The organism is Paenibacillus mucilaginosus 3016, assembly GCF_000250655.1.
In the GTDB taxonomy this organism is placed as follows: domain Bacteria; phylum Bacillota; class Bacilli; order Paenibacillales; family NBRC-103111; genus Paenibacillus_G; species Paenibacillus_G mucilaginosus.
Window position 1 is genome coordinate 4,674,202 of record NC_016935.1, and the last position, 23,408, is coordinate 4,697,609.

Genomic DNA, 23,408 nt, shown 5'->3' on the forward strand with positions numbered 1-23,408 from the left:
TCATTACTTACGATCCCGCTCACATACTCAGCGAATGGGGCCCTTTCACTTCTTGCGTATGCCGCTGTTCCGCGCGGCGCAGCTTCCACCCGGCCAGGATGCGGTAGAGAGACGGCACCACCACAAGGGTGAGAATCGTGGAATAGATCAATCCGCTGATGATGGAGACGGCCATCGGCCTCCACAAGCTGCCTCCCGCAATCGCCATGGGCATCAATCCGCTGACTGCGGTAGCGGCCGTAAGAAGAATCGGACGAAGTCTGGCCTTGCCCGCCGCGATGATGGCTTCATTCAGATCCAGGCCCTGCTCCTCGCGGGCCTGCTCCACGAATTCGATGAGGACGATGCCGTTGCGGACGACCATCCCGGACAGACTGACGACCCCCATCAGGGCCATGAAGCCGATCGGTGCGCCGGTCAGGAACAGGCCGATCAAGGCTCCGCCGAGCGCTAGATACACCGTCGAGAGGATGAGAATCGGCGTCGTTAAGGAGTAGAACTGGATCGCAATAATAATGAAGATCAGCATGAAAACCACAATCGACAGCTGGCCGATGGCCGCAAACGACTGGTCCCTCTCCTCATTCTCTCCCCCGACGCTGATCGTGTATCCGTCCGGAAGCGGCAGTGCGTCGAGCTTCGGAAGAAGCACCTTCATGAGATCGGCCGGCAGGACACCGTCCGTGTAAGAGCGGACCGTTACGGTACGCATTTGATTGTACCGCAGGATTTTCGAGATCATATCGGAGGATTCCAGCTGCACAAAATCCTTCAAGGGATACAGCCCGCCATTCTGTGAAGGGATGAGCAGATTGTGCAGATCCCGGTTCGCTCCCGGGTCGGCAAGCCCCTGTTCGCTGAAGAGCGTGATATCGATCAACTCATTGCCGTACTGCAGATCCGATACCTTGATGCCTTCGGTGGCCAAGCGTACCGTGGCCGAGAGGTCTTTCTCCGTCAGGCCGAAGTAATTCGCTTTGTCCTTATCGAGCACCATCTGCACCGTGGGAATCGCTCTGCCGACGTCATCACTGACATCTACGGCTCCCGGCGTGTCCTTGATCAGCCCCTGGACCTCAGCCGACAGCTTCTGCAGCACGGTGAGGTCCGTACCGCTGAGGCGAATCGCAATCGGCGCGCCGACCGGCGGCCCATTCTCCAGCTCGCGCGGTGTAATCTGTACATCAGGGTACAGAGCGGACAGCTCTTTGCGCCAGGACGATACCAGGTCCTTGGTACGGACCTGCTCCTGATCGATCATGGCCAGGATTTGACCGGTCTTACTGTCATACCTCTCCATTTCGGTGTAATAAAATTTGGGCGCCGAACGTCCCGCATAGACGGAGACTTCCTTGACGCCCGCCTGCTTCCCGATCCATGCACCGATCGCCGCCGCGGTATCCGAGGTATCCGCAAAGGTGCTTCCGGCCGGCAGCTCGATGTCGACGAGCAGCTCTTCCCGTTCGGCTGTCGGGAAATACTGCACGCCGAGCAGCGGCAGCAGCGCAAAGCTCGACGTTCCGACCGCCAGGGCGATCAAGCCGGTCAGCAGCGGTTTGCGCATGACCCGTCTGAGCTGGTTCTCATAGATGATGCTTAACCGGTGGAACTGACGCCCGAGAAGCCCCGGAGAGCGGCGCCTCTGCCCATCGGCAGCGCTGACTTGTTTGCGCCGGCGCTCCTGCTCCCACTGCCGCACAATGGGGACGACGGTCAAGGACATCACCATCGATACAAGCAGGGTGCTCGTGATGACCAGCGGGATGGGCCGGATAAAGTCGCCGATGTTGCCTTTCAGGAAGTACAGCGGGAAGAAAGCGGACGCCGTGGCAACGGTGGCCGTTAAGATGGACACCCCTACTTCTTTACTTCCCAGCAAAGAAGCCTTGGCCGGCGCATCTCCGAGTTCGAGCCGGCGTTCGATATTATCATTGACCACAATGGCATCATCAACCAGGATCCCAAGCACAATGACCAGCGCCACGATCGAGATCTGGTTGAGATCTACGCCGAACAGCTTCATGGGGATCAGCCCGATCAGAATGGACAAGGGAATGGCGGCGGATACGAGCAAGGAGGTGCCGAGGGTTAGGCCCAGTGAGCATACGACGATGACAGCCGCGATGCCGATCAGCAGTTCCTTCCCCAGATCGTTGAAGAGGTGCTGGACATTCTGTTTTTGGTTGAAAGCCGATACCAGCTCCACATCGCTCGGCAGCTGCGGCTTCAAGGCTTCCATCTTGGTATCGATGCGGTCCTGCAGGTCCGGAATGTCGACCCCTTTTTGCGCCTTGATCACCAGATCGATGGCCGGCTTGCCGTTATAGAAGATACGCTGCTCCAGTTTTTTGGGAGCCAGCGTCACCTCTGCCACATCCTTCAGCTTCAGCGACGATCCGGCTGCCGGACTGCGGTAGATCACAGTTTCGGCAACCTCGCTTGGTGAGCTCCACTCTCCCGTCAACTGTACGTACTGCCGCTGATTGCCCTGGTCCACGGTGCCGATCGGAACGCGCTCCCTGGAATTTTGAAGGGCCTGGGACAGGATTCCCCAGTGCAGCCTGTAATTCTCGAGCTTCGCCGCGTTCAGCTCCACCCGGATCTGCCGCTCGGGCAGTCCGATGACTTCTACACTGGAGACGCCGGAGACGGTCTGCAGCTGCTCCTTCCAGTTTTCCGTCAAGGGCCTCAGGGCTTCGAATTGATCCGTGCTCCCGACAACAAGATGCAGAATCTGTTCGGAAATCTCCGTCAGATTCGTATTCATCACAGGCGCCTCCGCGTCATCGGGCAGATCCGCTTCTGCCGCCTGGACCTTCTGCCGGAGCGTGTCCCACGACTGCTCCGCGTCCGAACCCGGGACCAGCTCCACCACGATGGAGGACACGCTCTCCTGCGAGGTGGAGGTGAGCTTCAGGATGTTATCCATCTCGCTGATCTTATCCTCGATCTTCTTCGTGACGAGCTGCTCGACCTTATCCGGAGACGCGCCCGGGTACAGCGTGCGGACACTGGCTACCGTCGCTGTAATTTCGGGATTTTCCCGCTGCTGCAGCCCCATGAAGTTAGCGGCTCCCACAACGGTGGCGATCAGCATGAACATCATCGTAATTTTGCGGTACCTCAGTGCCTTGCCGATCATCTGTGCTCTTCCCTCCGCTTCAGGCGTTCTCTCTTCCGATCGTCATGTCATAGATCATGCCCGTCACGACGCGGGCAATCTTCTCCACATCCGCTTCGGTCGATTCCTTCAGAATCACATACTGCATGCAGGTTTCGTTCAGCAGGCCGTTAATGGCTTGGGCCGCCACCTCGAACTCGAACGGGTCATAGTCCGGGAACAGGTTGAACTTGCGGAACAGCTTCATGATGATCTCGAGGAAGCTGCGCTCGCAATCCGCCGCCACCTTCTCGGCCTCCGCAAAATGCGACGCGCTGTGCACCCGAAGCAGATACATGATCCCCCTGTGGCTTCGGTACAGGGACATGCATTTGGAGATCGTCTCGAACAGCTTCCTTTTCAGCTCCTCCTTTGGCATATTCGGGTTCACCTGATCGGCGAAGATCGTCTCGACTTGCTCGAGGACCGCTTCATTGGTCTGTTGGATGATGGAGGTGAAGATCGTCTCCTTGGACTGAAAATAGAGATAAAACGTGCCCTGCGCGACCCCCGCCCGCTTGACGATGTCCGATACCTTCGTTTCATGGTAGCCCTTCTCCGTGAACATCTCTAATGCGGCATCGAGCAGTTTTTGCTTGGTCAGTTCATTGTCTTTTGGCATGATTCCGTACCTCGTTTGTTTTATTGTTCAGCGACGGTCACACGCTCTCCGTCCTTCAGACGCATCTGTCCCTGCGTGACGATCCGTTCACTGCCGTCCAAGCCGGAGACAATTTCCTGAAGCTTGTTTTTCACTCGCCCGGTCACTACCTGCCGCTTCTCCACATGCTCTTCCTTTACGATATAGACAAAAGACCCGCCGTTTTCTTCCACCACCGTTTCGATCGGCACGGCCATTGAAGGTGCTGCGGCCGACTGGGTGAGATTCAGCTGCACCCGGGTTCCCGGCTTGAGCCTGCCTTCCGGGTTCTCGGCCCCCAGCTGAAGCTCGAAGGTCTTCGTCTGCGGGTCTGCCGTGGAAGACAAATAGATGACCTTCCCTTCGAACGCTTCGCCGGTGCCCGGCTGAACAAAGCTCATCTTCTCCTGCCCTTGGGCAGCCTGCCAATAAGCCTCCGTAAGCTGGGCTTTGATCTTGACCTTATCCTGCTGCTGGACCTTGCCCACCTGCAGGCCGGGCTGCAGGGTCATTCCTTCCTCCATGGGCATATAAGTCAGCACGCCGCTGATGGGCGACTTGATATCATAATAGGTCATGGACCGCTGCCATTCTTCCAAAGAAAGCTGCGCCGTCCGGAGCTGGTACTCGCCCTGGCTGAGCGGATTGCTGGTCTCCAGCGTCCGCTTCTTGTCATGCAGCAGCTCAAGGTCCAGCCTGGCCTGCTCCAGACGGGTCTCCATGGACCGGAGCTGGTTCTTCTCGATGAGGCCTTCGTCATACTGATTGCGGAGCTTGGCATAGTCCCGCTCCAGCTCCGCAAGGGAGAGGTCCGCTTTCGCGATGGAGAGATCGATTTCCTTCTTGGAGTCGGCCAGGTCTTTCCTGGCCTTATCAAGCTGTTCCGTGGCGCTCACCAGGGCGGCGTGCACTTTCTCCTTCTCGCGGTTCATATCGATCTTCTCGATCTCCAGGATGGTTTCGTCTTTGGTGACGAGATCCCCCCTTTTTTTCAGCACTCTGGTTACGTCGCCGCCGACCTTGGACGTGACGTCGAGCTCCAGGAACGGCGTGACTTCGCCGGCGAGCGCAGCCTGTTCTTCCCAGGTGATCTTCTGCACGTTCGCCGCCCGTACCACCTTGGAGGCGGCATCAACGGAAGCGTTCGCCGGTTGACCGGTTTTGGGGCCGCCGCACCCGGCCGCCAGCAGTGCAGAGGATAGTATAACGGTCATCAGCTTCATATGATGAGTACTCACGCTCATCCCCACTCCCAACTAAAATGTGACTGACTAATCAGTCATAATCTTACCACTGCGATCGCCGCCTGACAATCCTGCAAAAATGTGAACGAACAGGAGTGGGTGTCTCTGCTGCATAAGAAGAAAAAGCCGCCTAATGGCGGCATTCCGTCCTCTGCCCCGGGGAAAGCCAAACAAGGAACAGCTGCCGCAGCGGCAGTCTGTTCCTTGTTCATAACCGTTGGAGCGATACCTAACACCAGATCAACTTAGGAGGTGGTCCCATCCTCCTCTATCCGCCGCGAAGCAGCCAGAAACCACAAGAGGAATGCAGTGCACACCAGCGCGATGAACCCGTAACCGTCGAACACGTCGGTACGTGAAGCCAGATATCCGAAACCAAGGCCGGTCACAATGTGGACGGTATTGAGGCCGAGGGACTGGAAGGAGTCTAACGTCGCCCGCATGGATGAGTCGGCACGGTGATGCAGATATCCGGTCACCAGCGGCTCCATCATGCCGGAGAACAGACACACGGCCAGAAGGGCCGCCAGACCTGCCGCATCCCGGCTCACCGCGGCAGCCCCGAATCCGGCGGCGAACACCGCAGTTATGCTGACGAGCAGTACCCGGTACCTCACCCGGCCCACCAGCCAAGGGGCCAGCAGGCTGCCGGGAAGGCGGAGCAGCATCAGGGCCGCGGATACGGCACCGAATGCAACGACAGGTAGGCCGATCCCGTCCACATACAGCTGCCAGAACTCGTCGATGAATCCGACGGCGGAGCCCGTCATCATCCCGCTGAGCAGAACCGGCACCAGACTCCGCTGGCTGCGGAAGAAGCGCAGCGACGCGCCGACATAGTGAGAGAACGGCATCGGCGCCTCACCGGCTTGCGCCGCGCGCGGCTCGATCAGCAGCAAGGTCAGAAGCAGCGCTGCCGACGCACTGCCAAGCGACAGCCAGTAGTTCAGCTCGAGACCATAATGCCCGGCAAGCCAGCTGCCGGACAAGGCGGCCAGGATGGCGCCGCCCAAATCGAAGACATTCAGCAGTCCGAGCTGACGTTCGAACGAAGCGGCCTTGCCCTGCTGCATCAGCGAATCGTAGAGCATCGCATTCTCCGCCCCGCTGCAGGCCGACCGGCTGATCCCCGCGAGGAACACCACCAGCGCAAAATGCCAGAAGCTTGACGCATAGAGCAGAAGCAGGAACTCGGTGCATGCGAGCAGCGCGCCCAGCACCAGCATCGGCTTTCGCCCCCACCGGTCGGCGGCGATGCCGGTCGGCACCTCGAGCAGGATGATCGTCACGGCATAGATGATCTCCGTATAGACGACCATCCCAATCGTCATCCCTCGTTCCTGCCAGTACAGCCGCTCGATGACATAAGCAGGGATCAGGCTGGAAAAAAAGCGGAGCGCATACATGATCCCAAAATTGTGCGTAATCTTCATCGGTCGAACCCCTTTCCTCATCGGGTTGGCTTGACATTCAAAGCACAATCCGAATCGGCGGAGCCCGTGCTGCCCGGTTCGTTCCTAAGGATTAACAGGGAGGTCTTGCGAAGTCCGGCATGGCCGTCCCTCCTTCCGAAGGTAAAAGATACTTCCATCATACGATGCACCGGGCAGCGGATCAAATACCGGTTGACAGTCAGCTTACGGTTTGCCCAGATAGTCGCTGATGATCTTCCGTTCCTCAGCCGTGATCTGTTCCATCTGCTGCCCCAGAGCCTCCAGCTGGCCGGAGATGGGCCTCTCCGACTCCACAATCTCCACGGCTTGCTTGTCCCACAGATCCCTAAGCCTTGCATCCATGGGGGTAGGAAAGATCCCCCTGTTGTTCGGGGCGAGGCTGCGGGTGAAGCCTCTCAGATCCTGGCCGCCCAGATAGTCTTCCGGGCCCGGCTGGTCACTCGGCTGTGGCAGAGCCGTGGCCTGAATATACTTCCAGGCTGCTTCCTTTTGTCGGCTTTGCTTCGTTACGGCAATCATGGAACCGTCCCGGTAGCCGAACAGGTTGAGCGGCAGCCGTGCAGCCCGCCAGCGGCCGGCCAGCTCCGGAGCCCAGCTTTTCAGCTGCCCGGTCAAATAAGTACCTCCGTACAGCATGGCAAGCTGACCGCTTCGCAGGGCCTGCTGGCCGGACGTATCCCAGATCGAGCTTCGGAGGGCCAGGCCATGCCTGCGGATTTCGCGGGAGACATAGAAGGCATCCACAAACGACTGGCCGCCGCGGGCAAACTTCATTCCCCGGTTCAAATAGCCTGCGGACAAGGCAGCCGTTTCATAAGGATCCGAGTAGTACTGGAACAGATACACATTTTTCTCCTTCAATCGCTTCGCCATCTCTACCCACTGCTGCGGATTGCTGATATAAGCGGCCAGAGCTTCCGGCTCGGAGGGAAGCCGTTCTCCTCCAGCAGGTCTGCCCGGTAAAAGGTGACTGCGGCCGGCAGGGCGGTCGGAAGGGCAATCAGCTTATCCATGGCCATGTTCGTGTATAAGGGCAGCATGCCTTCGGGAATCCGCTTTTCATATTCTTGAGCCTCGTAGGGAGCATCACGAAGATTGTCCAGGATATCGAGCCCATTGACTTTTCCCGTGTGAGCGCTGTCCAGGATGACGACGTCGGGCGCCTCGCCGGAGTTCACGGACCGGATGAGTTCATCGGCGATATCGTCATAGGAATGCCGGACGGAATTGACTTTGATGCCCCTATGAACGGATTCAAAATACGTATCGCCCTCGCTCGTATCATAAAAGGACCAGACGACCAGTTCTTCCGATGGTGACGGATTCTCCTGCTGGACGGTAACGGCCGGTGTCGGCTCCACCCGTTTCATATCGGTCACATGCTGGTGGCAGGCGGCGGTCAACGCCGGAACCAGGATCAACGCGATCCGCTTTACTAGCTTATTCATGTTCTTCCTTCCCTTTCACGATCCGGGTCCCGATACCACTCGATTCCGCTTCCCCGCTGTTTGGCCCGGTACATGGCCCGATCCGCCAAATTCAGCAGTTCTTCAGGGCGGTCGGCATCCGATGGGAACCGGGCAATCCCGATACTGGTTCTCGGCTGCAGCAGCAGGCCCTGATACGCCAAAGGCTCGTTGAAGCGTTCCAGAATATGTGCCGCGGTTCGCTCGATCTCTTGAGACCCGGCGGCCGGCAGAATAATAACAAATTCATCACCGCCGAGACGGCAGACCGTGCCTTCGCCGGCCGCTTGGGTCAAGAGTAAGGCCGCGTGCTGCAGAAGCGCGTCCCCGGCTTCATGACCATGGGTGTCGTTAATCCGTTTGAATTGATTCAAATCCATGAATAGAAGCGCGCCATAAGCATGAGGCTGCTCCAGCAGTTCCTTCAGGCAGGAGTGAAAATAAAGCCGGTTGGGAATGTTCGTTAAGGCATCCGTGAAGGCGAGCTGTTGAAAGCGGATCTCCGATTGTTTGATCTGATCGGCCTGCTCCTTCAATACGGCATTCATGTGGACCGCTTCGGCAAACATGGCTTTCAGCTTCAGAGCCATCTGGCGGAAGTTCTCATGCAGTCTGTCAAACTCCATAATATGGCTGTTCTGTACGGAGATTTCGAAGTGAGCGGTCATTTTGTCCGGCAGCCCAGTGGTTTCATGGGTCAGTTTGACCAGGAAATGCACGATAAACCGGCTGATCCCGTTCGACGTACTAAGGACAAGCAGGATGTACAGCAGAATCAGGACAAAATCCAAGGTGTATATCCCTTCCGCGTCCGCCAGCAGCAGCGATACCGGAATCTTTACGCTGATGCGAATGCCTGTCCCCCCATCAACCGTTGACTCATACAAATAGAACGCTTCACGCCATACGGAAGGCTCGATGAATTGCCGTTTAACCGGCAGCCAAAGGTACAGCGAATCGTCATATTGGTAGATGGTGCCTCCGGTGCGCCAGTCCCACTTCGGTTCCGCAGCCCCCGAGCTGTCCGCCAGAATATCGCCGTTATCATTCGATACGACTACGCGGGCTGAGGGGAATGCACTATGATCCACCATCGCGTCCAGCTTGCCGAGCTGAATGATGTCCTGCAGCTCCAGAGCCCTGTACTCCATGGCTCCCCAGGATTTCAGCTGCTCTTTGATGGTATTGGAGGTGGACTCCGCCATTTGATGCGCCCGAAGATTAATCATATGGTTCTGGGAGATCCCGGTTACGATCATGAAGCAGATGAATGGGAATACCAGACCGCTGATGGCCAGGTGAACCAGGATTTGCTGCAGCGGGATCGGCTTGTACTGCCTTTGCACAAAGGACCAGGGCAGGATCGGCAGATAGGTCAGCACGATTTCGGCTGCCAGCGCATTGCCCGCCCCATTCACACTGTACCCAAACACGTGGAGCATCACATCCCCGTGGAATGCCGTCCCCGTGAAAAGGTACCATCCGATAAGCGTCCCCATGCCTGCAGCGAACCAGAAACAAAGGTCGAACAGGAACACGGACCCCTTCCGCACGCGAACAACCGCTGCCAGCACAACAGCTTCGACGATCACGATCCCCGAGTTGAATAGCGGCATCTCCAGGAGGAAATAATTACTCCAAGCCACGAGCGCAGAGATCAGGATCGCCGCTCTTCCTCCAACCAGGTAGAGGGCAAGTATGATAAAGACCGATGAGAAATGATACTGCAGGCCGTACAGCATAGGAATGGAAAACCAGTCTGCCAGCAGGCTGAGGAGGAGCAGGATGAGCGCCGGCTGCAGTTTGTTTGAAATCATACCTGAGTTCCACAACATCTTACAATGCTCCTTCAGGAGGGATAAGGGCCGAAGCTACTGCCGGCCATACCGGATTTATCAAATAGTGTTTCATATAGGATTTATCGGCTTCGCGAGCCCCTGCTTTGAATGGATCGAAGCAGTCAAAAAAATCCGCCCTGCTTCTTCAGCACGGCGGATCGAGGTAGATCCAAACTAGATTTTAAACTTGCTCATGATCGTCTGTAGCTCGTCAGCCAAGCTCGCAAGGGCCTGGGACGAAGCCGTAATCTCTTCCATCGATGCAAGCTGCTCCTCCGTGGAAGCAGAGATGTTCTGAGAGCTTGCTGCGGATTCCTTGGCGATCGTGCGGACTTCGAGGATCGACGAGTTGACATTCTCGGTCTCGCCTGCGAGCTGCTGCAGTGCCGTTGAGATGCCCTCAATCTGCAGGACCACGCCCTGAACGGCCTGCTTGATGTTCTGGAAAGAGTCCCCCGCCGTACTGACCACCGTTAATCCGGCCATCACTTCCCCGGATGCTTTTTCCATGGTCTGCAGGGTATTAGCGGTATCTTTTTGAATCATCTGAATGAGCTCAGAGATCTGTTCGGTGGACTTGTTGGACTGCTCGGCGAGCTTCCTCACTTCATTGGCTACAACGGCAAACCCTTTGCCATGCTCGCCGGCGCGTGCCGCTTCGATCGCCGCATTCAAGGCCAGGAGATTGGTTTGGGCGGAAATGCCCGAGATCACATTCGTGATCTGCTCGATTTCATTCGAACGCTCATTGAGGTTCTTCACGGCATCAAACAAGCCGTTCACATTGGCGTTGATGGAATTCATCTGTCTGCTGACTTCCTGGATGGCCTGATTCCCTTCGGCGGATACTTCCGACGCATGAATGACGTCCGCCCTCATTTTCTTCGTATTATCTGCAATCGTCTTGGTATATTTCGTCATCTCCGCGATGGCTTCGGAGCTGTCTTCAATCTTGCCGACCTGCTGCTCCGTACCGGACGCAAGCTCCTGGGTCGTTACGGTAATATGTTCGCTGGCCTTGCTGTTTTGCGCGGCGCTCGCACTGAGCTGCTCCGAAGACGACGCCACCAGGTGCGAGGAAGACTGGACGGTACGGAAGACCGATTGCAGTCCGGCCACCATGTGATTGAAGGAAGCGGTCAATTCTCCGATTTCATCTTTCGACTTGTAGCTGCCTTGGACCGTAAAGTCGCCGTTCTCCGCCTGCTGCAGCAGCTGCTTGACTTCCTGAACCGGCTTCACGATCATGCGGGCGATGAGAAACCCAAGCCCCAGCAGAAGGATCAGTGCGACAGCGGTAATCGAAATGACATAGGTAATGATGGCATGCAAATCCGCTTGATTGCTGTCATTGATGGCACTGGCATTGTTCAGATTGGAGTGCTGCAGTGCTTTCAGCGAGTCATTCACGGCTTTGCGGTTAGCCTCGACGACATCCAGATACAAGGCATAGGCTTCCGTGATTTTGTCTTCGGAGATAAGGCTGATGACCCGGCCGCGGTTATCGCTCAGCGTCTTGGCATGAGTCTTGTACTGAGCCAGGATTGCCAGCTGATCTGCCGTTAAGGTGCCATGGTCGATTTCACCGATCATCGTATCGATCTCTTCCCAGGCCGAAGCGATTTCATCCTTCAGCTCCTTGATCCGTGCCGGATCTTTGGCTGTCAGCATCTCCAGGGTATAAGCGTCGCTTGCCCTCGCATTCACCCGGATCTGCATGATGGTCCCAAGCGGGATCAGGTTTTCCTTGTACATATACTCGGAGTTCTTGGCCATGAACCGGATGGACTGCAGTCCCAGGAACCCTACGGACCCCAGAGCCAGTACACTGACTCCGATGATAATCAACAGCTTCTTCATGATGCTCAAATTTCGCAGCAGTTTCACTTTGAAGTCCCCTTTTGGCTGTATATTGTCTATTGCTCATACAGCTATATCGGCATTCCGATGTCAGATCGTGAATGTCTCGGGGGCCCGCTTGTCTCTCCAGGATAAAAGGGCTTCGCCGTCGAACCAGCCGAGCGGCCGTTCTTTGTGTATTGGTCTTCCTGCCCCCATCGGTTGAGGTCTCAGCAGGTCATACCATGCCCTGCTTCGGGGAACCCTTCGCCTCTCCCTCCTGGGCTGCACCGAGCGAGTGCCGGTACAGTTCCTCGGAATAGCCCTGCCGCTCGAGCAGCTCCGGATGCGTCACCGATTGCCGCGGCAATCGGTTCCCAGTTGTTCCATATGGATCTGCGTGGAACATTCTACGTGACCTGAGATGGTCCCCTTCCCCCAAAAAGATAATGGTTTCGGCCGGAGCTCTTCACTTTGTACAGTGCCTCATCCGCAGCTTGGATGAGCGTCTCGAGCGGCGGCGCGACCTGCGCCGCTTCCGGCGAATAAATCACGCCTCCGCAGCTGACGGTCACATAAGGAGCCGCCTGCGAATCCCGGTGAGGGATTTGCAGAGAACGGACCCGCTCCACCAGGTGCCCGGCCAGGGAAACGGCGCCATCTTCCGTCATAGCAGCAATAACCGCAAACTCTTCCCCGCCCAGCCGGGCCGCGAGGGCACCGTGCTTCTCCGCCTCCTGCTGCAGCGCCCCCGCCACGTTCTTCAGACATTCGTCTCCCATGACATGTCCATAGGTATCGTTGTATCTTTTAAAATAATCAATATCGAGCAGCAGCAGCACAAGTTCCGCGCCTTCCTCCGCCGAACGGTCCAGCATGCGCTGTGACGTCTCGGTAAACTGCTTCCGGTTCGCAATCCCCGTAAGCCCGTCGAGCAGCGCCTGCTGCTCCAGCCACCGGTTCGCTTGTTCGAGCTCCAGCGTGCGTTCCCTGACCTTCTCCTCCAGCGAGGAGTTCGCGTGCTGCAGCTTGCGGGTCAGTTCGCTGCGTGCGTCGAATGCTTGTGTCAGTGAATCCAGCATTTCATTGATGTTCCTCTTCAAGCTGTCGATCTCATCGGTTCCGCCGGCCTCAAGACGGCCGGACAGATCCCCTTGAGCCGCCCTGCGCATCAGTGCACTCATCGCCACGATGGAACGAAGGAAGAAGCCGGACAGCCAGATCCCTGTGATGACGACGAGCAGCACGACAATAAGGACGAACGTAGTGGTGAAGGCTCTCGACCGGATTAAGGGCTCCAGGATCTCCCCTTGTTCTCCGATCACAACGACTCTCCACCCTGTCATCTCCACCGTGGAAAAGGCACCTTCCACCAGCGTACCGTCCCTCTCTTTGTACGAGATCCCGCCTTGCTTCTCCGACAATAACGTGCTTGTGAGCCGGCCCGCCTCTTCAGGGGCAAGCGTCTCCGCCATCGTTTGGCCAAGCCGGCCGGCTTCACGGTGTGCCAGGTACACCCCCTGTTCGGACAGCAGGTAGGCGCTGCCGGTCTCCCCGAGGGAGATATCGTGAATTTGTTCCAGCAGGGTCTGCGCTTGGAGCATGACGGCCAGGTTTCCGATCGGCTTCCCGTCCGTCCCCAGAATCGGGGCTTTCACAATAATCAGGCGCTCACCGGATGGATGCAGCTCGATCAATTCACGGTCGACCTCCGGCCCAGTGACGAGCTCGAAGCCTTCCGGATCGAGGTTCAAATCATACACGTTACCGGTCGTATGGTAGGCAAGTCCGTCCGGACTGATATAGCTCATGAGGAAAATATCCGGATCGATGGATTTCATGAAGCGGAGCTCTCGCATAATCCGGTCCGCTTCCCCGCTTTGAAACAGTTCAGCGTGGGTTCGGATGAGTTCCGTCATCATCACGGCTTTTCCCTTGAGCAAGTCAGCCATTTTGGTGCTGGTCGCATCGGCGAGGATGAGCTGCCCCTGTTCGATCTCGGTATGTAAAAAGTTCCCGTTCCTGTTCTCCATAATCGCAATGCAAAACAAGAGGGGGAACAAGGAAAAAACAAGCAGTACGGCAGTAAATTTGATCCGTAAGGACAGCTTCCTGAACATGGTGTACTCCCCGCAGTGGAATGTCATCATATGACTAAATTCGACAATTAACGACATTCTCATTATATGCCCGGAAGCCCCTGTTTGTATAGATGCCCCCGCAGGTTTCCATCAAAACACGGGTTACATTCGATGGAAGTTGTCTCCCCTCCCCATCGGTTCACTGAGCAGAAACTCTGTCATCTCGTCCTGCAGCGTTTCATGAAACTGGACGCGGTCGAAGCCGGGCGGGTCCTGCGAGGGAAGAAATGCGGGGGAGATCATTTCCGCCGGAAACGGGCTGAGGAAGGAAAAATGACCGGCATTCGCCACCGTCCGGTAACGAATCCTCTGCGGATCGGCCACCGCCTGAAGAATGATGGCGGCATGGAAAGCAGGCGTGAACGGATCATGCTCCGCACACAGCATCAGTATCGGGAGGCGGACACCGCTCAGGGCCCCCTCCTTGCGGAACCAGACGGACGCAGGCGCCAGCAGCACCAGGGAACGGATGCGTGGATCCCGCGCCGCGTCGATGCGGTGCGGCTGTCCGTCCGGGCTCTCGTCAGGAAAGCAGGTCGGGACGCCTCCGGCCGCCGCCAGCGCGGTATACCCGCCCATCGAATGTCCGATGACCGAATAACCGTCCGGCCGGATCCGCTCTTTGAACACCTCATCCCGATCGAACCAGTCGGCTGCCATGCGGAGATGCCTGGGACGGCACGCCAGATTGTGGATCGTTCCTTCATAGGTGTTGTCGCCGCGGTGATTGTATGGATGCTCGGGCAGTCCCACGACAAAACCGCTGCGGGCCAAATGCCGGGCAAGCGAGCGGTACACATACGGCGAACCGCCCGAGCCATGGGAGATCAGGACCAGCGGGAACCTCCCTTCCTGCGGTGCCGCGTCCCGGGCCGCCTCCACCGGGTACGGGCCCAGCCGGACGGTCCGTTCCGGCGCATCGGCCGGATACATGACGGTCATGGGAAACGTGATTCCAAGCGCGCGGTCGGTGATCTTTACCTCGCAGCATCCTGCACGGATGTCGTTTTTCTCGGCTTCGTTATTCATTCCGGATTCTTCCTCTCCTAATGCTGCATGCTTCCTTAAGTTGGCGGACCAATGGGAATATAGAGCTCCAATAAAGAGTCCTCGTGCGCCGGTCCCAGATACCGCCGGTCATACCGCGCAAACTCCGGCGCGTCCGTACGCACATAGCCCGACTTGGGCAGCCAGCTTTCGTAAATGTACTGGAACGTATCGGGGAGCCGGGCCAGTGTTCCTTTATGCGAGAATACCGCATAAGCTGCCGCGGGCAGCGTCAACGCAGCCATGCCCGCCGGGATCGGATCCTCCTCGCCGGCCGCCTCGACACAGGCGGTATAGGACACTTCCCACTGCTCCCCGGTCAGTCGGATGACCGCATAGGTGACCTCCTCCGTCCCCGTTTTCCGCTTGATTTCCGGCAGCCGGGGCCGGAAGCTCCGCCACAACCGGGCGACTTCATCCCCATTGACGCCGGGGATCGAGATCCCAACCAGATGCAGATTGTCCAGCCGGACCAGGGACGGCTCCAGGGAGATCCCTTCGTGCAGATGCCGCAGCCCCGCTTCGTCCAAAGGCCGCTTTTCCATCGCCCGGTACAGCGTATCCTTCATATCCCTCTGCCTGCGGAACTGTCCTGGCGTCACCGCGAACATTCTCCGGAAGGCCCGGGTGAAGGCTTCCTGGGACTCGAACCGGTACTTCATGGCGATCTCGATGATTCTTCCCTTCGTATGGAACAACTCGCAGGCCGCGTGTGTCAGTCTCCTCTTCCGGATGTACTCCGAGACGGAACAGCGGGCAAGCGACTGGAAGATGCGGTGAAAATGGTAGGGCGAATAACCCACGGCTTCGGCCGCTTCCGCGGGTGACAGCTCATCGAGCAGATGGTCTTCAATATAGGCAGCCGCCTGAATGACGGATTCTTTAGGGTTCATATCAATGCCTCCATGGAGATATGTCCACTATACGACAGGCGGAACGCTTTGTTTTGATTTTTTTTGCGAAAGGCGGCCATTTTTCATCATTTTCTACAACAAAAAAAGAGAGACGCTCTCTCCCTTGACTGCATACCGGGAAGGAAGCGTCTCTCCTGAGCGCTGCACCTGATCTAGGGTTGACGGAGCCACTTGCGGACAGGCTGGTACGGTGCCGCGAGGAGGCCGAGGAACGTTTCGCGAAGGTCGGACAGCATCCGGCGTACGGACTCGTCACTGAAGCCGGCCCTCAGATAGGTCATGTATACTTCAAACCCCGATCCATCGACGCATACATCCACCCGAAGCGGGGTACCTGAGTTGAAGATGGCCAGCGCCTTGTGGTATTCATTCTCGATCGGAAGGCTGGTGACCCAATCCACCCCGCTGGTCGTTTCGAAGAAGGAATGCAGGTTCTGGAAGATCATATAGGATTCGAACAAGGGCTCCCCGTCCGCGAAGCCGATCCACTCCCGAATGCTTTTCAGCGGCGTATAATCCCTCTGGGCCAGCTGAAGCTGTTTCTCCTGAATCCGGCCAAGAAGCTCGGGCACGCTCTCCTCATCCTGGAGCTGAATCCGAAGCGGCAGTGTATTGATGGCCGGCCCTACCAGCTCTTCCGACCCGTCGTAGGCTGCCTGCCTTCCCGAAGACATGACACCGAACAAGACATCGCGTTCACCGGTATACCGGGCCAGCAGCAGAGTCCATGCCAGCTGGAACAAGACATTCGCCGTCACCCTGAACTGTCCCGCAAGCTCCTGCACGGCCTTCGGCCGCTCCGGCTCGATCCGGATCGCCTGCTTGCCGAACCCCGCTTCCTTCCGCTCCCTGCTGCCCGGCGCATACTGGATGAGAGGCGTGGCGCGGGAGATGCCGGCCAGGTCGGTCTCCCAGTAGGCCTTGGCTTCCTGCAGATCCCTGGTGCGCAGCCACGCCGCGTAGCGGCCGTAATCCTGAACCGGCGGCAGTTCGTAGGGTTTTCCTTGCAGCAGGTGATAGTAGCATTTCAGCACATGGATCAGCACGATAAAATGGCTCCAGCCGTCCATCAGAAGGTATGAGCAGCTCATGACCAGCTGATGGTCATTGTCTCCGAGGGTGGCGAACATGACCTCATAGGTGGACGGGCGCCGGATGTAGGCCAGATCGCTGGCCAGCAGCTGCTGCTCCTGGTAGCGCCTCAGCTCCTCCTGCTGCCGTTCAGGCTCCCAGCCGCGCCAATCGCAGAAGCGGACGGGGATCCGGGCATGCCTGCGTTTCAGCTGCACAGGCACCGGCAGTCCGAGGTCGGCGATCGCCGTCCTCGTGATGGCATAATGGTTGCCGACAAGCTGCCAGGCTTCCGTCATTTTTTGCGGGTCCAGCTTATCCTTGAACCTCATGACCATGTTCACGAAGAACTGTGCACGCCCCGGTCTCTGAACCAGCATGTCCAGCATATAGTCCTGCAGCGGCGTCAGAGGATAGGCATCTTCAATGTCTTGCGGATGCAGGCCGGGGACAAGCGCGAGGTCAGCGCGGTTCAGGCGCGCCAGCGGAAAGTCCCACTTCGTTACAGGGGGCTCAGCGCTGACGATGGCCTCTTCCCCACGTGCAGGGTCCCCGCTCCCGGCAGATCCGGAGCCGTTCTCCAAGGGTGGCGTCCTGACGGTCACCACCCGGCTCAGCTCGGCGATGGTTTGATGCTGGAACACCTGCTTTTGGGTGAGCTCCATGCCCGCCGATTTCGCCCGGGAGATGAGCATCATGGTCTTGATGGAATCGCCGCCGATCTCAAAGTAATTGTGGTGGATGCTTACCTTGTCCAGGACAAGCAGCTCGGCCCAGATCCGGCAGAGCGCCGCCTCCACCTCATTGCGCGGTTCACCGTGCCCCTCATCCGCAGCCGCGGTCAACACCGGTTTGGGCAGTGCCCGGCGGTCGATCTTGCCGCTCGGTGTCAGCGGCAGACGGTCCATGACGACAATGGCGGAAGGGACCATATAGGGAGGCAGCTGCTCCTTTAGCCGCATCCGCAGGTGATCCGGATCCGCCCCCCTGCCGGCCGCTGTTGTCACATAGGCCGTGATGCGCTTGTCCCCCGGTGAATCCTCACGAAGGATGACCGCAGCTTCCTTAATGCCGTCCTGCGCCAGCAGCACGGATTGAATCTCGCTCAGCTCGATCCGGAAGCCGCGAAGCTTCACCTGATCATCCTTTCTCCCGAGGAATTGAATCTTCCCGTCGGGCAGGTAACGGGCGATATCCCCGCTGCGGTAGAGCCGCTCCCCTCCCCCAGGAGTAAAGGGGTTGGCTGCGAATTTCTCTCTGGTCAGCGCTTTCCGGTGAAGATAGCCGTTCCCCACTCCGCGGCCCCCGATCATCAGCTCACCGTGCAGCCCGACCGGCACCGGATTCATGTTGGAATCCACAATATAGGTCAACGCGTTGGCGATCGGCCGTCCGATATGCGCAGGAAGCTCCCTTCCGCCGCGTTCCGGCTCGATGATCCGCCACGTTGTGGCGATGGTGCATTCGGTCGGGCCGTACAGATCATAGACCTGGAACGGAAGCCCGGGAGGCAGCTTGATCCCCCACTTGTCACCGCCTGCAAACAAGCGGCGGAGGGGCGCTTCCGGAGGCCAGAATAGACCGACCAGCTGCTCAGCCAACGGCGTCGGAAGAAAGGCAAAGCTGATTCCCTGTCCGATCATCCAGTCGCGAAGCTTCCCGGGCTCCAGCCGGTACGCCTCGGGCGGTATCCACAGCGAAGCGCCCGAGACCAGGGCGCCGAAGATTTCGGCTACCGAGAGGTCGAACCCGATGGAGGACGAGAAGCATACCCGGTCGCCCGGAGACAAGGCGGATTCCTTGCGGTACCACTGCATGAAGTTCACGACGGCTTCGTGCGGAATCAGCGTGCCCTTCGGCTTCCCCGTCGTCCCGGAAGTGTAGATGACATAGGCGGCCGACTCGCCGGAGCCAGGCTGGGGGGATGGCGCGCTGTCGGGGGATCCTTCCTGCACGAATTCCCCTTCCAGACAAGCGGACACATCGACAGGAACAGCCTTCGTGTCCAGCGCGCCCAAGCGGGACAGGAAGCTTCTCTGCGTCAGGAGGAGGGATGCCTGCGAGTCGGCCGTTATGAAAGCCAGCCTCTCATCGGGAAGGGCCGGGTCGATCGGCAGGTAAGCCCCCCCGGCCATCATCACCGCGAGCTGGGAGATGACAAGCTCCGCGGAACGGTCCAGACACACGGCCGCCACGCCGCCCGGCGCAAGCCCCAGGCTGCGCAGCCGGCCTGCCAGGCGTTCGGCCTGCCGGATCAGCATGCCGTAGGTCAGCATGCGCCCACTTGCCTCCACTACGGCTGGCTGTTCGGGCTGCGCTTCCCCCTGCCTTGTAACCATGCTCTCCAGACGGCAGGAGGCCGGGTGGGCCTCCTCCCACCCATCCTCTGCGCGTTCCGCCCGGCTCCAGACGTTCAGCAGCAGTTCTCTCTCCTGAGCCGTCAGCATCGGCAGTGCATTCACCGGGGTGTCCGGAGCGTCCGCGATACCGGCCAGCAGGCATAGGAAGTGCTGTGACATTCGCCGGATCGTCGCTTCTTCGAAGAGATCCAGGTTATACTCCAGGGTTCCCATCCACCCTCCCGCTGCCTCTGCCATTTCCAGCGTGAGGTCGAATTTGGAGCTTCCCGTATCCACCTCGAGCGATTCGGCGGTCAGGCCGGCCCATGTGAGAGGGACGGACGGCGTATTCTGCAGGGTGAACATAACCTGTATGAGCGGCGTATAGCTGAGGCTCCGCGGAACGCCCAATTCGTCAACCAGCAGTTCAAACGGGACGTCCTGATGGACATACGCGGCAAGCGAATCTTCTTTGACCTGCCGGAGCAGCTGCCGGAAGGGCCGTTCCGGGGCCACCTGCGAGCGGAGGACTAGCGTGTTGACAAAAAAACCGATCAGGGGCTCGAGCTCCTTGCGGTTGCGCCCGGAGATCGTCGTGCCGACACAGAGATCCTCTTCCCCGCAGGTGCGGTGCAGCAGGGTCTGAAACGCAGCCATGAGCAGCATAAAGGCTGTAGCATGTTCCTCCCCGGCAAGCCGGCGGAGCCGCTCGGCCAGCGGCCTGTCCACCACGAAGGGCACCTTCCCGCCTCTGTACCGCTGCTCGGCAGGTCGCGGGTAGTCGGTCGGCAGCGGCAGCAGGGCCGGGGCTCCAGCCAGCTTGTCCTTCCAGTAGCGCAGTCCCTCCCGGAAGCCTTCTTCCTGATGCCGCCGCCGCTGCCACCGGGCATAGTCGCCATACTGCATCCCCAAGGGGGGAAGGTCCTTCTCCTTCCCTTCCGTATAGGCTTGGTAGGCTTCCAGCAGCTCCCGGCCGAACCGGTGATGGGACCAACCGTCGGTAATGATGTGATGAAAGGCAAGCAGGAGCAGATGCTCCTCTTCTGCCAGAACCAGCAGGGCGGTACGAAGATGAGGCCCTCTCTCCAGATCAAAAGGCCGGTTCAGACGGCGGATGCTCATCTGAACCGCCTCCTCACGCCCGCTTGGCGGCAGTGAACGAAGGTCCTCCTCCTCCAATGGGATGGAGACCGAGTCCAGGACCTCCTGGTAAGCTGTGCCGTCTTCGCTTCCGAAGACCGTTCGCAGGATTTCATGCCGCTGCACAACAGCATGCAGGCTGCGCTTCAAAGCTTCTTTGTGGAGAGGCCCTCCCAGCTTGACGCCGTAGATCAAATGATAAGCGGAAGAATGAGGCTCAAGCGCGGACAAAAACCAGAGCCGCTGCTGGGAAAAGGACAGCGGACTTCTCGTCTGCCTGGGACGTGGGGCGGCAGGACCGGTCAGCGGAGAACCGGGAGCCGCCGGATCCCCGGCACCCTGAAGTAGCCTGCCGAGCAGCGCTTTTTTTTCGTCGGATAACCGGGACTTTCGGGCTTCGAGCGGACTTGGTTTACCCATCACGCTTCACTCCTTTCCTCTTCCTGCTCAAGCAGATCGAGCACGGACCATTCAATGGAGTCGGCCAGCTCGGCTATCGTCTGCGCTTCATACAGCTGTCTCACATTCAGAGGAAAGGGATACGCCTTCTGAATGCGTGAGATGATCTGGGTCATCGAAAGTGAATCCGCACCGAGCTCGTAGAAAGGAACATCCGTGCGGATCTCCTCCTCGGGAAGGCCGAGCACCTCCGAATGAAACCGGATCAGCGTGGTCTCGAGCTCCGTCCGGGGGTTCGGCTCTTCCCCGCCGTCAATCGGATTCTTCGGCGATAACGGCTCCTGTGCCGAACTTCGAGGGGGCGGCGCTTCCGCCTGCAGCGGGGGCAGGAAGCTGTAGTACTGCCGTTCGAACGGATAGGTGGGCAGATGCACCCGCTGCCTTTTCTCCAGCCGGTACCGGGCCTGCCAGTCCACTTCCGCCCCGTCTGTCCACAAGGCGGCCAAGGCGGCCGACAAGCTATGGCTGTCATGGCATCCGATCACCCCGTCCTCATCGGAAGGCGGTGAACCGAAGACAATCACCCGATGTCCCGGGGTCCGAAGGACAGCTTGAACCTCATCTATTGCCGGCCTGCCGGCCTGCTTCGTGTGCACTGGCGAGGCATGCAGCTTCTCTGCGCGCGGTTGGACGGCCACTGGGACACCCCGTGCTTCGGTGAATACGGCTCCCCCCGGCTCTGCAGCCTCCGCTGCCCTGCGGACCGCCTCGTCCCACGTACAAAGTCCGGCGAGAATTGCCGCCACCGCTTCTCCCTCCTCTTCCCCGCCGACCCGGCCGGGCTGCAGCCCCATGTCCTGCAGGGTCAGGCCGAGACTGTAGGAGGCCGCCATGGAAACGACGGTCCATGAGCGCCCGGTGAGCAGCGGCGCCTCCCCGCCGGGGCTGCCTGCCGCCAGGGCGGCGACCGGCTCTTGTAAGACCAGGCCGCTGGCCTGTTCGGCCGCCGTTAACCTCTCCTGCAGGTGCTGCCGGAATACCGGCTCCGTCCGGTACAGCTCGATCAGGCCTTCCGCATCGGATTCCCGCCAAGGCAGGAACAGCCAAGCGGCATCCCGCAGCTCTCCCGGCGCCTGCTGCCCCGGCTCACGTGTATCCGGGAGTCCCAGCCGGTGCACGGCTTCGGCCCCATTCCGGCAGACGACCGCCTGGCGCAGAGGGAACCCCCTGCGACCCACCTGCAGGGTGTAGGCGATCTCCTCCACGTCCGCAGGTCCCGGAAGCCGGGAAGTCAGGTGCTCTCTCAGCCGCTCCGCTGCGGCCTCCAAGGCGGTCTCCGTACCCGCGGATACCGGCAGGACATGCCACGGCCGAGTGGAGGGATCACGCTTCAGAGAAGGCGCCTCCTCCAGGATGACGTGCGCGTTGGTTGCGCCGATGCCGAAGGAGCTGACCCCCGCCCTGCGGGGATGTCCGGCTTCCGGCCAGTCGCCCAGCTGCGTCTGCACATAGAAGGGGCTGTCCTCCAGCCGAAGCTGCGGATTCGGTTCGTGATAATGCAGCGAGGGAGGCAGCTTCCGGTGATGCAGTGCCAGCACCGTTTTGACCAGTCCCGCCACCCCGGCCGCACAATCCAGATGCCCGAGATTGCTCTTGACCGAGCCGATGGCGCAATACCCGCTGCGTTCGGTCCACTGCCGGTAGGCACGTGTCAAACCGGCGATTTCGATGGGATCGCCGACCGGGGTCGCCGTTCCGTGCGCCTCCACGTAGCCGATGGTTTCCGGATGAACGCCGGATACGGCCAGCGCATCCGCGATCACTTCCGCCTGGCCTTCCGGACTCGGTGCCGTGAAGCCCGCTTTCAATCCCCCGTCATTGTTGGCTGCCGAGCCGCGGATCACCGCATAGACCGGATCCCCGTCCGCAGCAGCCAGCTCCAGCCGCTTCAGCGCTACCACGCCCACCCCGTTGCCCGGCACGGTGCCCTGCGCTTCGCTGTCGAAGGTGCGGCAGAAGCCGTCGGGGGAGAGAATCATGCCTTCCTGATAGCGGTAGCCGGCCGCATTCGGGAAGGAGACGGAGCTGCCGCCGGCCAGCGCCATATCGCACTCCCCGCTGAGCAGGGACTGGTATGCCAGATGGACGGCGACCAGCGACGTGGAGCAAGCGGTCTGCACGGTGACGGCCGGGCCTCTCAGGTTCAGCTTGTAGGCGGTACGGCTTGTCAAGAAGTCCTTGTCGCACCCCAGAATGAGGGATTCCGCATCCTGTCCCAGCGCCCCCTGCTGGAGTGCAATCCGGTGAAGCAGGTATGTGCTCATGGAGCATCCGCCGAAGACGCCGATCCGGCCCTCGTACCGGTCCGGCACCCAGCCCGCAGACTCGAGCGCCTCATAGGAGCACTCGAGAAACAACCGCTGCTGCGGGTCTGTCCATTCCGCTTCGCGGGGGGGCATGCCGAAGAAAGCGGCATCGAACAACTCCGGCCCGCTGAGCATGCCTTTGGCCCTCACATACCCGGGATCCTTCCACTGCTCCTCCGGTACCCCGTTCTCTCTCAGCTCCTCCTCCGTGAAGAACCGGATGCCGTGCCTGCCTTCACACAGCATTTGCCAGAAGCCCTCCAGATCGGAGGCTCCCGGAAAACGTCCGGACATGCCGATGACGGCCACTCCCTGTTCCCACAAGGTATCATCTGTGATCATCTCTGTTT

At 59.3% G+C, this 23,408-nt stretch carries 14 protein-coding genes; all 14 read right to left on the minus strand.

The window, feature by feature from the left end:
* Positions 1-19 precede the first annotated feature (19 nt).
* Entirely contained in the window at positions 20-3,142 is a 3,123-nt protein-coding gene (locus PM3016_RS19700; RefSeq protein WP_014370651.1) for an efflux RND transporter permease subunit, read from the minus strand.
* Positions 3,143-3,161: 19 nt separating this feature from the next.
* Positions 3,162-3,782, minus strand: a complete 621-nt coding sequence (locus PM3016_RS19705; RefSeq protein WP_014370652.1) for a TetR/AcrR family transcriptional regulator — start codon at positions 3,780-3,782, stop codon at positions 3,162-3,164.
* 20 nt (positions 3,783-3,802) lie between these two features.
* A complete protein-coding gene (locus PM3016_RS19710) occupies positions 3,803-5,044 on the minus strand; it encodes an efflux RND transporter periplasmic adaptor subunit (RefSeq protein ID WP_014370653.1) in 1,242 nt (413 codons plus the stop codon).
* A gap of 245 nt (positions 5,045-5,289) precedes the next feature.
* Complete coding sequence (locus PM3016_RS19715) at positions 5,290-6,477, minus strand: MFS transporter (protein WP_014370654.1); 1,188 nt, start codon at positions 6,475-6,477, stop codon at positions 5,290-5,292.
* A gap of 204 nt (positions 6,478-6,681) precedes the next feature.
* Positions 6,682-7,371, minus strand: coding sequence for a type 2 periplasmic-binding domain-containing protein (locus PM3016_RS39955; protein ID WP_238540258.1), 690 nt, complete (start codon positions 7,369-7,371; stop codon positions 6,682-6,684).
* 2 nt (positions 7,372-7,373) lie between these two features.
* Positions 7,374-7,946: an extracellular solute-binding protein gene (locus tag PM3016_RS39960; protein WP_238540259.1), complete on the minus strand. Its 573-nt coding sequence runs from the start codon at positions 7,944-7,946 to the stop codon at positions 7,374-7,376.
* Positions 7,943-9,781 carry a GGDEF domain-containing protein gene (locus tag PM3016_RS19725; RefSeq protein WP_016362708.1) on the minus strand — a complete coding sequence of 613 codons (1,839 nt, stop codon included), beginning with the start codon at positions 9,779-9,781 and terminating at the stop codon, positions 7,943-7,945. Before PM3016_RS19725 ends, PM3016_RS39960 begins: the two co-directional genes overlap by 4 nt.
* A 195-nt stretch (positions 9,782-9,976) precedes the next feature.
* Positions 9,977-11,689, minus strand: coding sequence for a methyl-accepting chemotaxis protein (locus PM3016_RS19730; RefSeq protein WP_014370656.1), 1,713 nt, complete (start codon positions 11,687-11,689; stop codon positions 9,977-9,979).
* A 190-nt stretch (positions 11,690-11,879) separates the two neighbouring features.
* Positions 11,880-12,011, minus strand: a complete 132-nt coding sequence (locus PM3016_RS40860; RefSeq protein WP_014651448.1) for a hypothetical protein — start codon at positions 12,009-12,011, stop codon at positions 11,880-11,882.
* Between the two features lie 40 nt (positions 12,012-12,051).
* The gene (locus PM3016_RS19735) at positions 12,052-13,761 is read right to left on the minus strand and encodes a sensor domain-containing diguanylate cyclase (RefSeq protein WP_014370657.1); all 1,710 of its coding nucleotides are present in this window, start codon (positions 13,759-13,761) and stop codon (positions 12,052-12,054) included.
* A gap of 123 nt (positions 13,762-13,884) precedes the next feature.
* The gene (locus PM3016_RS19740) at positions 13,885-14,811 is read right to left on the minus strand and encodes an alpha/beta hydrolase family protein (RefSeq protein ID WP_014370658.1); all 927 of its coding nucleotides are present in this window, start codon (positions 14,809-14,811) and stop codon (positions 13,885-13,887) included.
* A gap of 35 nt (positions 14,812-14,846) precedes the next feature.
* Positions 14,847-15,722, minus strand: coding sequence for an AraC family transcriptional regulator (locus tag PM3016_RS19745; RefSeq protein ID WP_014370659.1), 876 nt, complete (start codon positions 15,720-15,722; stop codon positions 14,847-14,849).
* 173 nt (positions 15,723-15,895) lie between these two features.
* Positions 15,896-20,713, minus strand: coding sequence for a non-ribosomal peptide synthetase (locus tag PM3016_RS19750; protein WP_014370660.1), 4,818 nt, complete (start codon positions 20,711-20,713; stop codon positions 15,896-15,898).
* Positions 20,713-23,400 carry a type I polyketide synthase gene (locus PM3016_RS19755; RefSeq protein WP_014370661.1) on the minus strand — a complete coding sequence of 896 codons (2,688 nt, stop codon included), beginning with the start codon at positions 23,398-23,400 and terminating at the stop codon, positions 20,713-20,715. The genes PM3016_RS19750 and PM3016_RS19755 overlap by 1 nt, the downstream gene beginning before the upstream one ends.
* Between the last annotated feature and the right edge of the window lie 8 nt (positions 23,401-23,408).

What these genes read in the sequence shown, in the direction of transcription:
- PM3016_RS19700 (WP_014370651.1), bottom strand. Translation starts at nt 3,142, where the DNA reads ATGATCGGCAAGGCACTGAGGTACCGCAAAATTACGATGATGTTCATG.
- PM3016_RS19705 (WP_014370652.1), bottom strand. Translation starts at nt 3,782, where the DNA reads ATGCCAAAAGACAATGAACTGACCAAGCAAAAACTGCTCGATGCCGCA.
- PM3016_RS19710 (WP_014370653.1), bottom strand. Translation starts at nt 5,044, where the DNA reads ATGAGCGTGAGTACTCATCATATGAAGCTGATGACCGTTATACTATCC.
- PM3016_RS19715 (WP_014370654.1), bottom strand. Translation starts at nt 6,477, where the DNA reads ATGAAGATTACGCACAATTTTGGGATCATGTATGCGCTCCGCTTTTTT.
- PM3016_RS39955 (WP_238540258.1), bottom strand. Translation starts at nt 7,371, where the DNA reads ATGGCGAAGCGATTGAAGGAGAAAAATGTGTATCTGTTCCAGTACTAC.
- PM3016_RS39960 (WP_238540259.1), bottom strand. Translation starts at nt 7,946, where the DNA reads ATGAATAAGCTAGTAAAGCGGATCGCGTTGATCCTGGTTCCGGCGTTG.
- PM3016_RS19725 (WP_016362708.1), bottom strand. Translation starts at nt 9,781, where the DNA reads ATGATTTCAAACAAACTGCAGCCGGCGCTCATCCTGCTCCTCCTCAGC.
- PM3016_RS19735 (WP_014370657.1), bottom strand. Translation starts at nt 13,761, where the DNA reads ATGTTCAGGAAGCTGTCCTTACGGATCAAATTTACTGCCGTACTGCTT.
- PM3016_RS19740 (WP_014370658.1), bottom strand. Translation starts at nt 14,811, where the DNA reads ATGAATAACGAAGCCGAGAAAAACGACATCCGTGCAGGATGCTGCGAG.
- PM3016_RS19745 (WP_014370659.1), bottom strand. Translation starts at nt 15,722, where the DNA reads ATGAACCCTAAAGAATCCGTCATTCAGGCGGCTGCCTATATTGAAGAC.
- PM3016_RS19750 (WP_014370660.1), bottom strand. Translation starts at nt 20,713, where the DNA reads ATGGGTAAACCAAGTCCGCTCGAAGCCCGAAAGTCCCGGTTATCCGAC.
- PM3016_RS19755 (WP_014370661.1), bottom strand. Translation starts at nt 23,400, where the DNA reads ATGATCACAGATGATACCTTGTGGGAACAGGGAGTGGCCGTCATCGGC.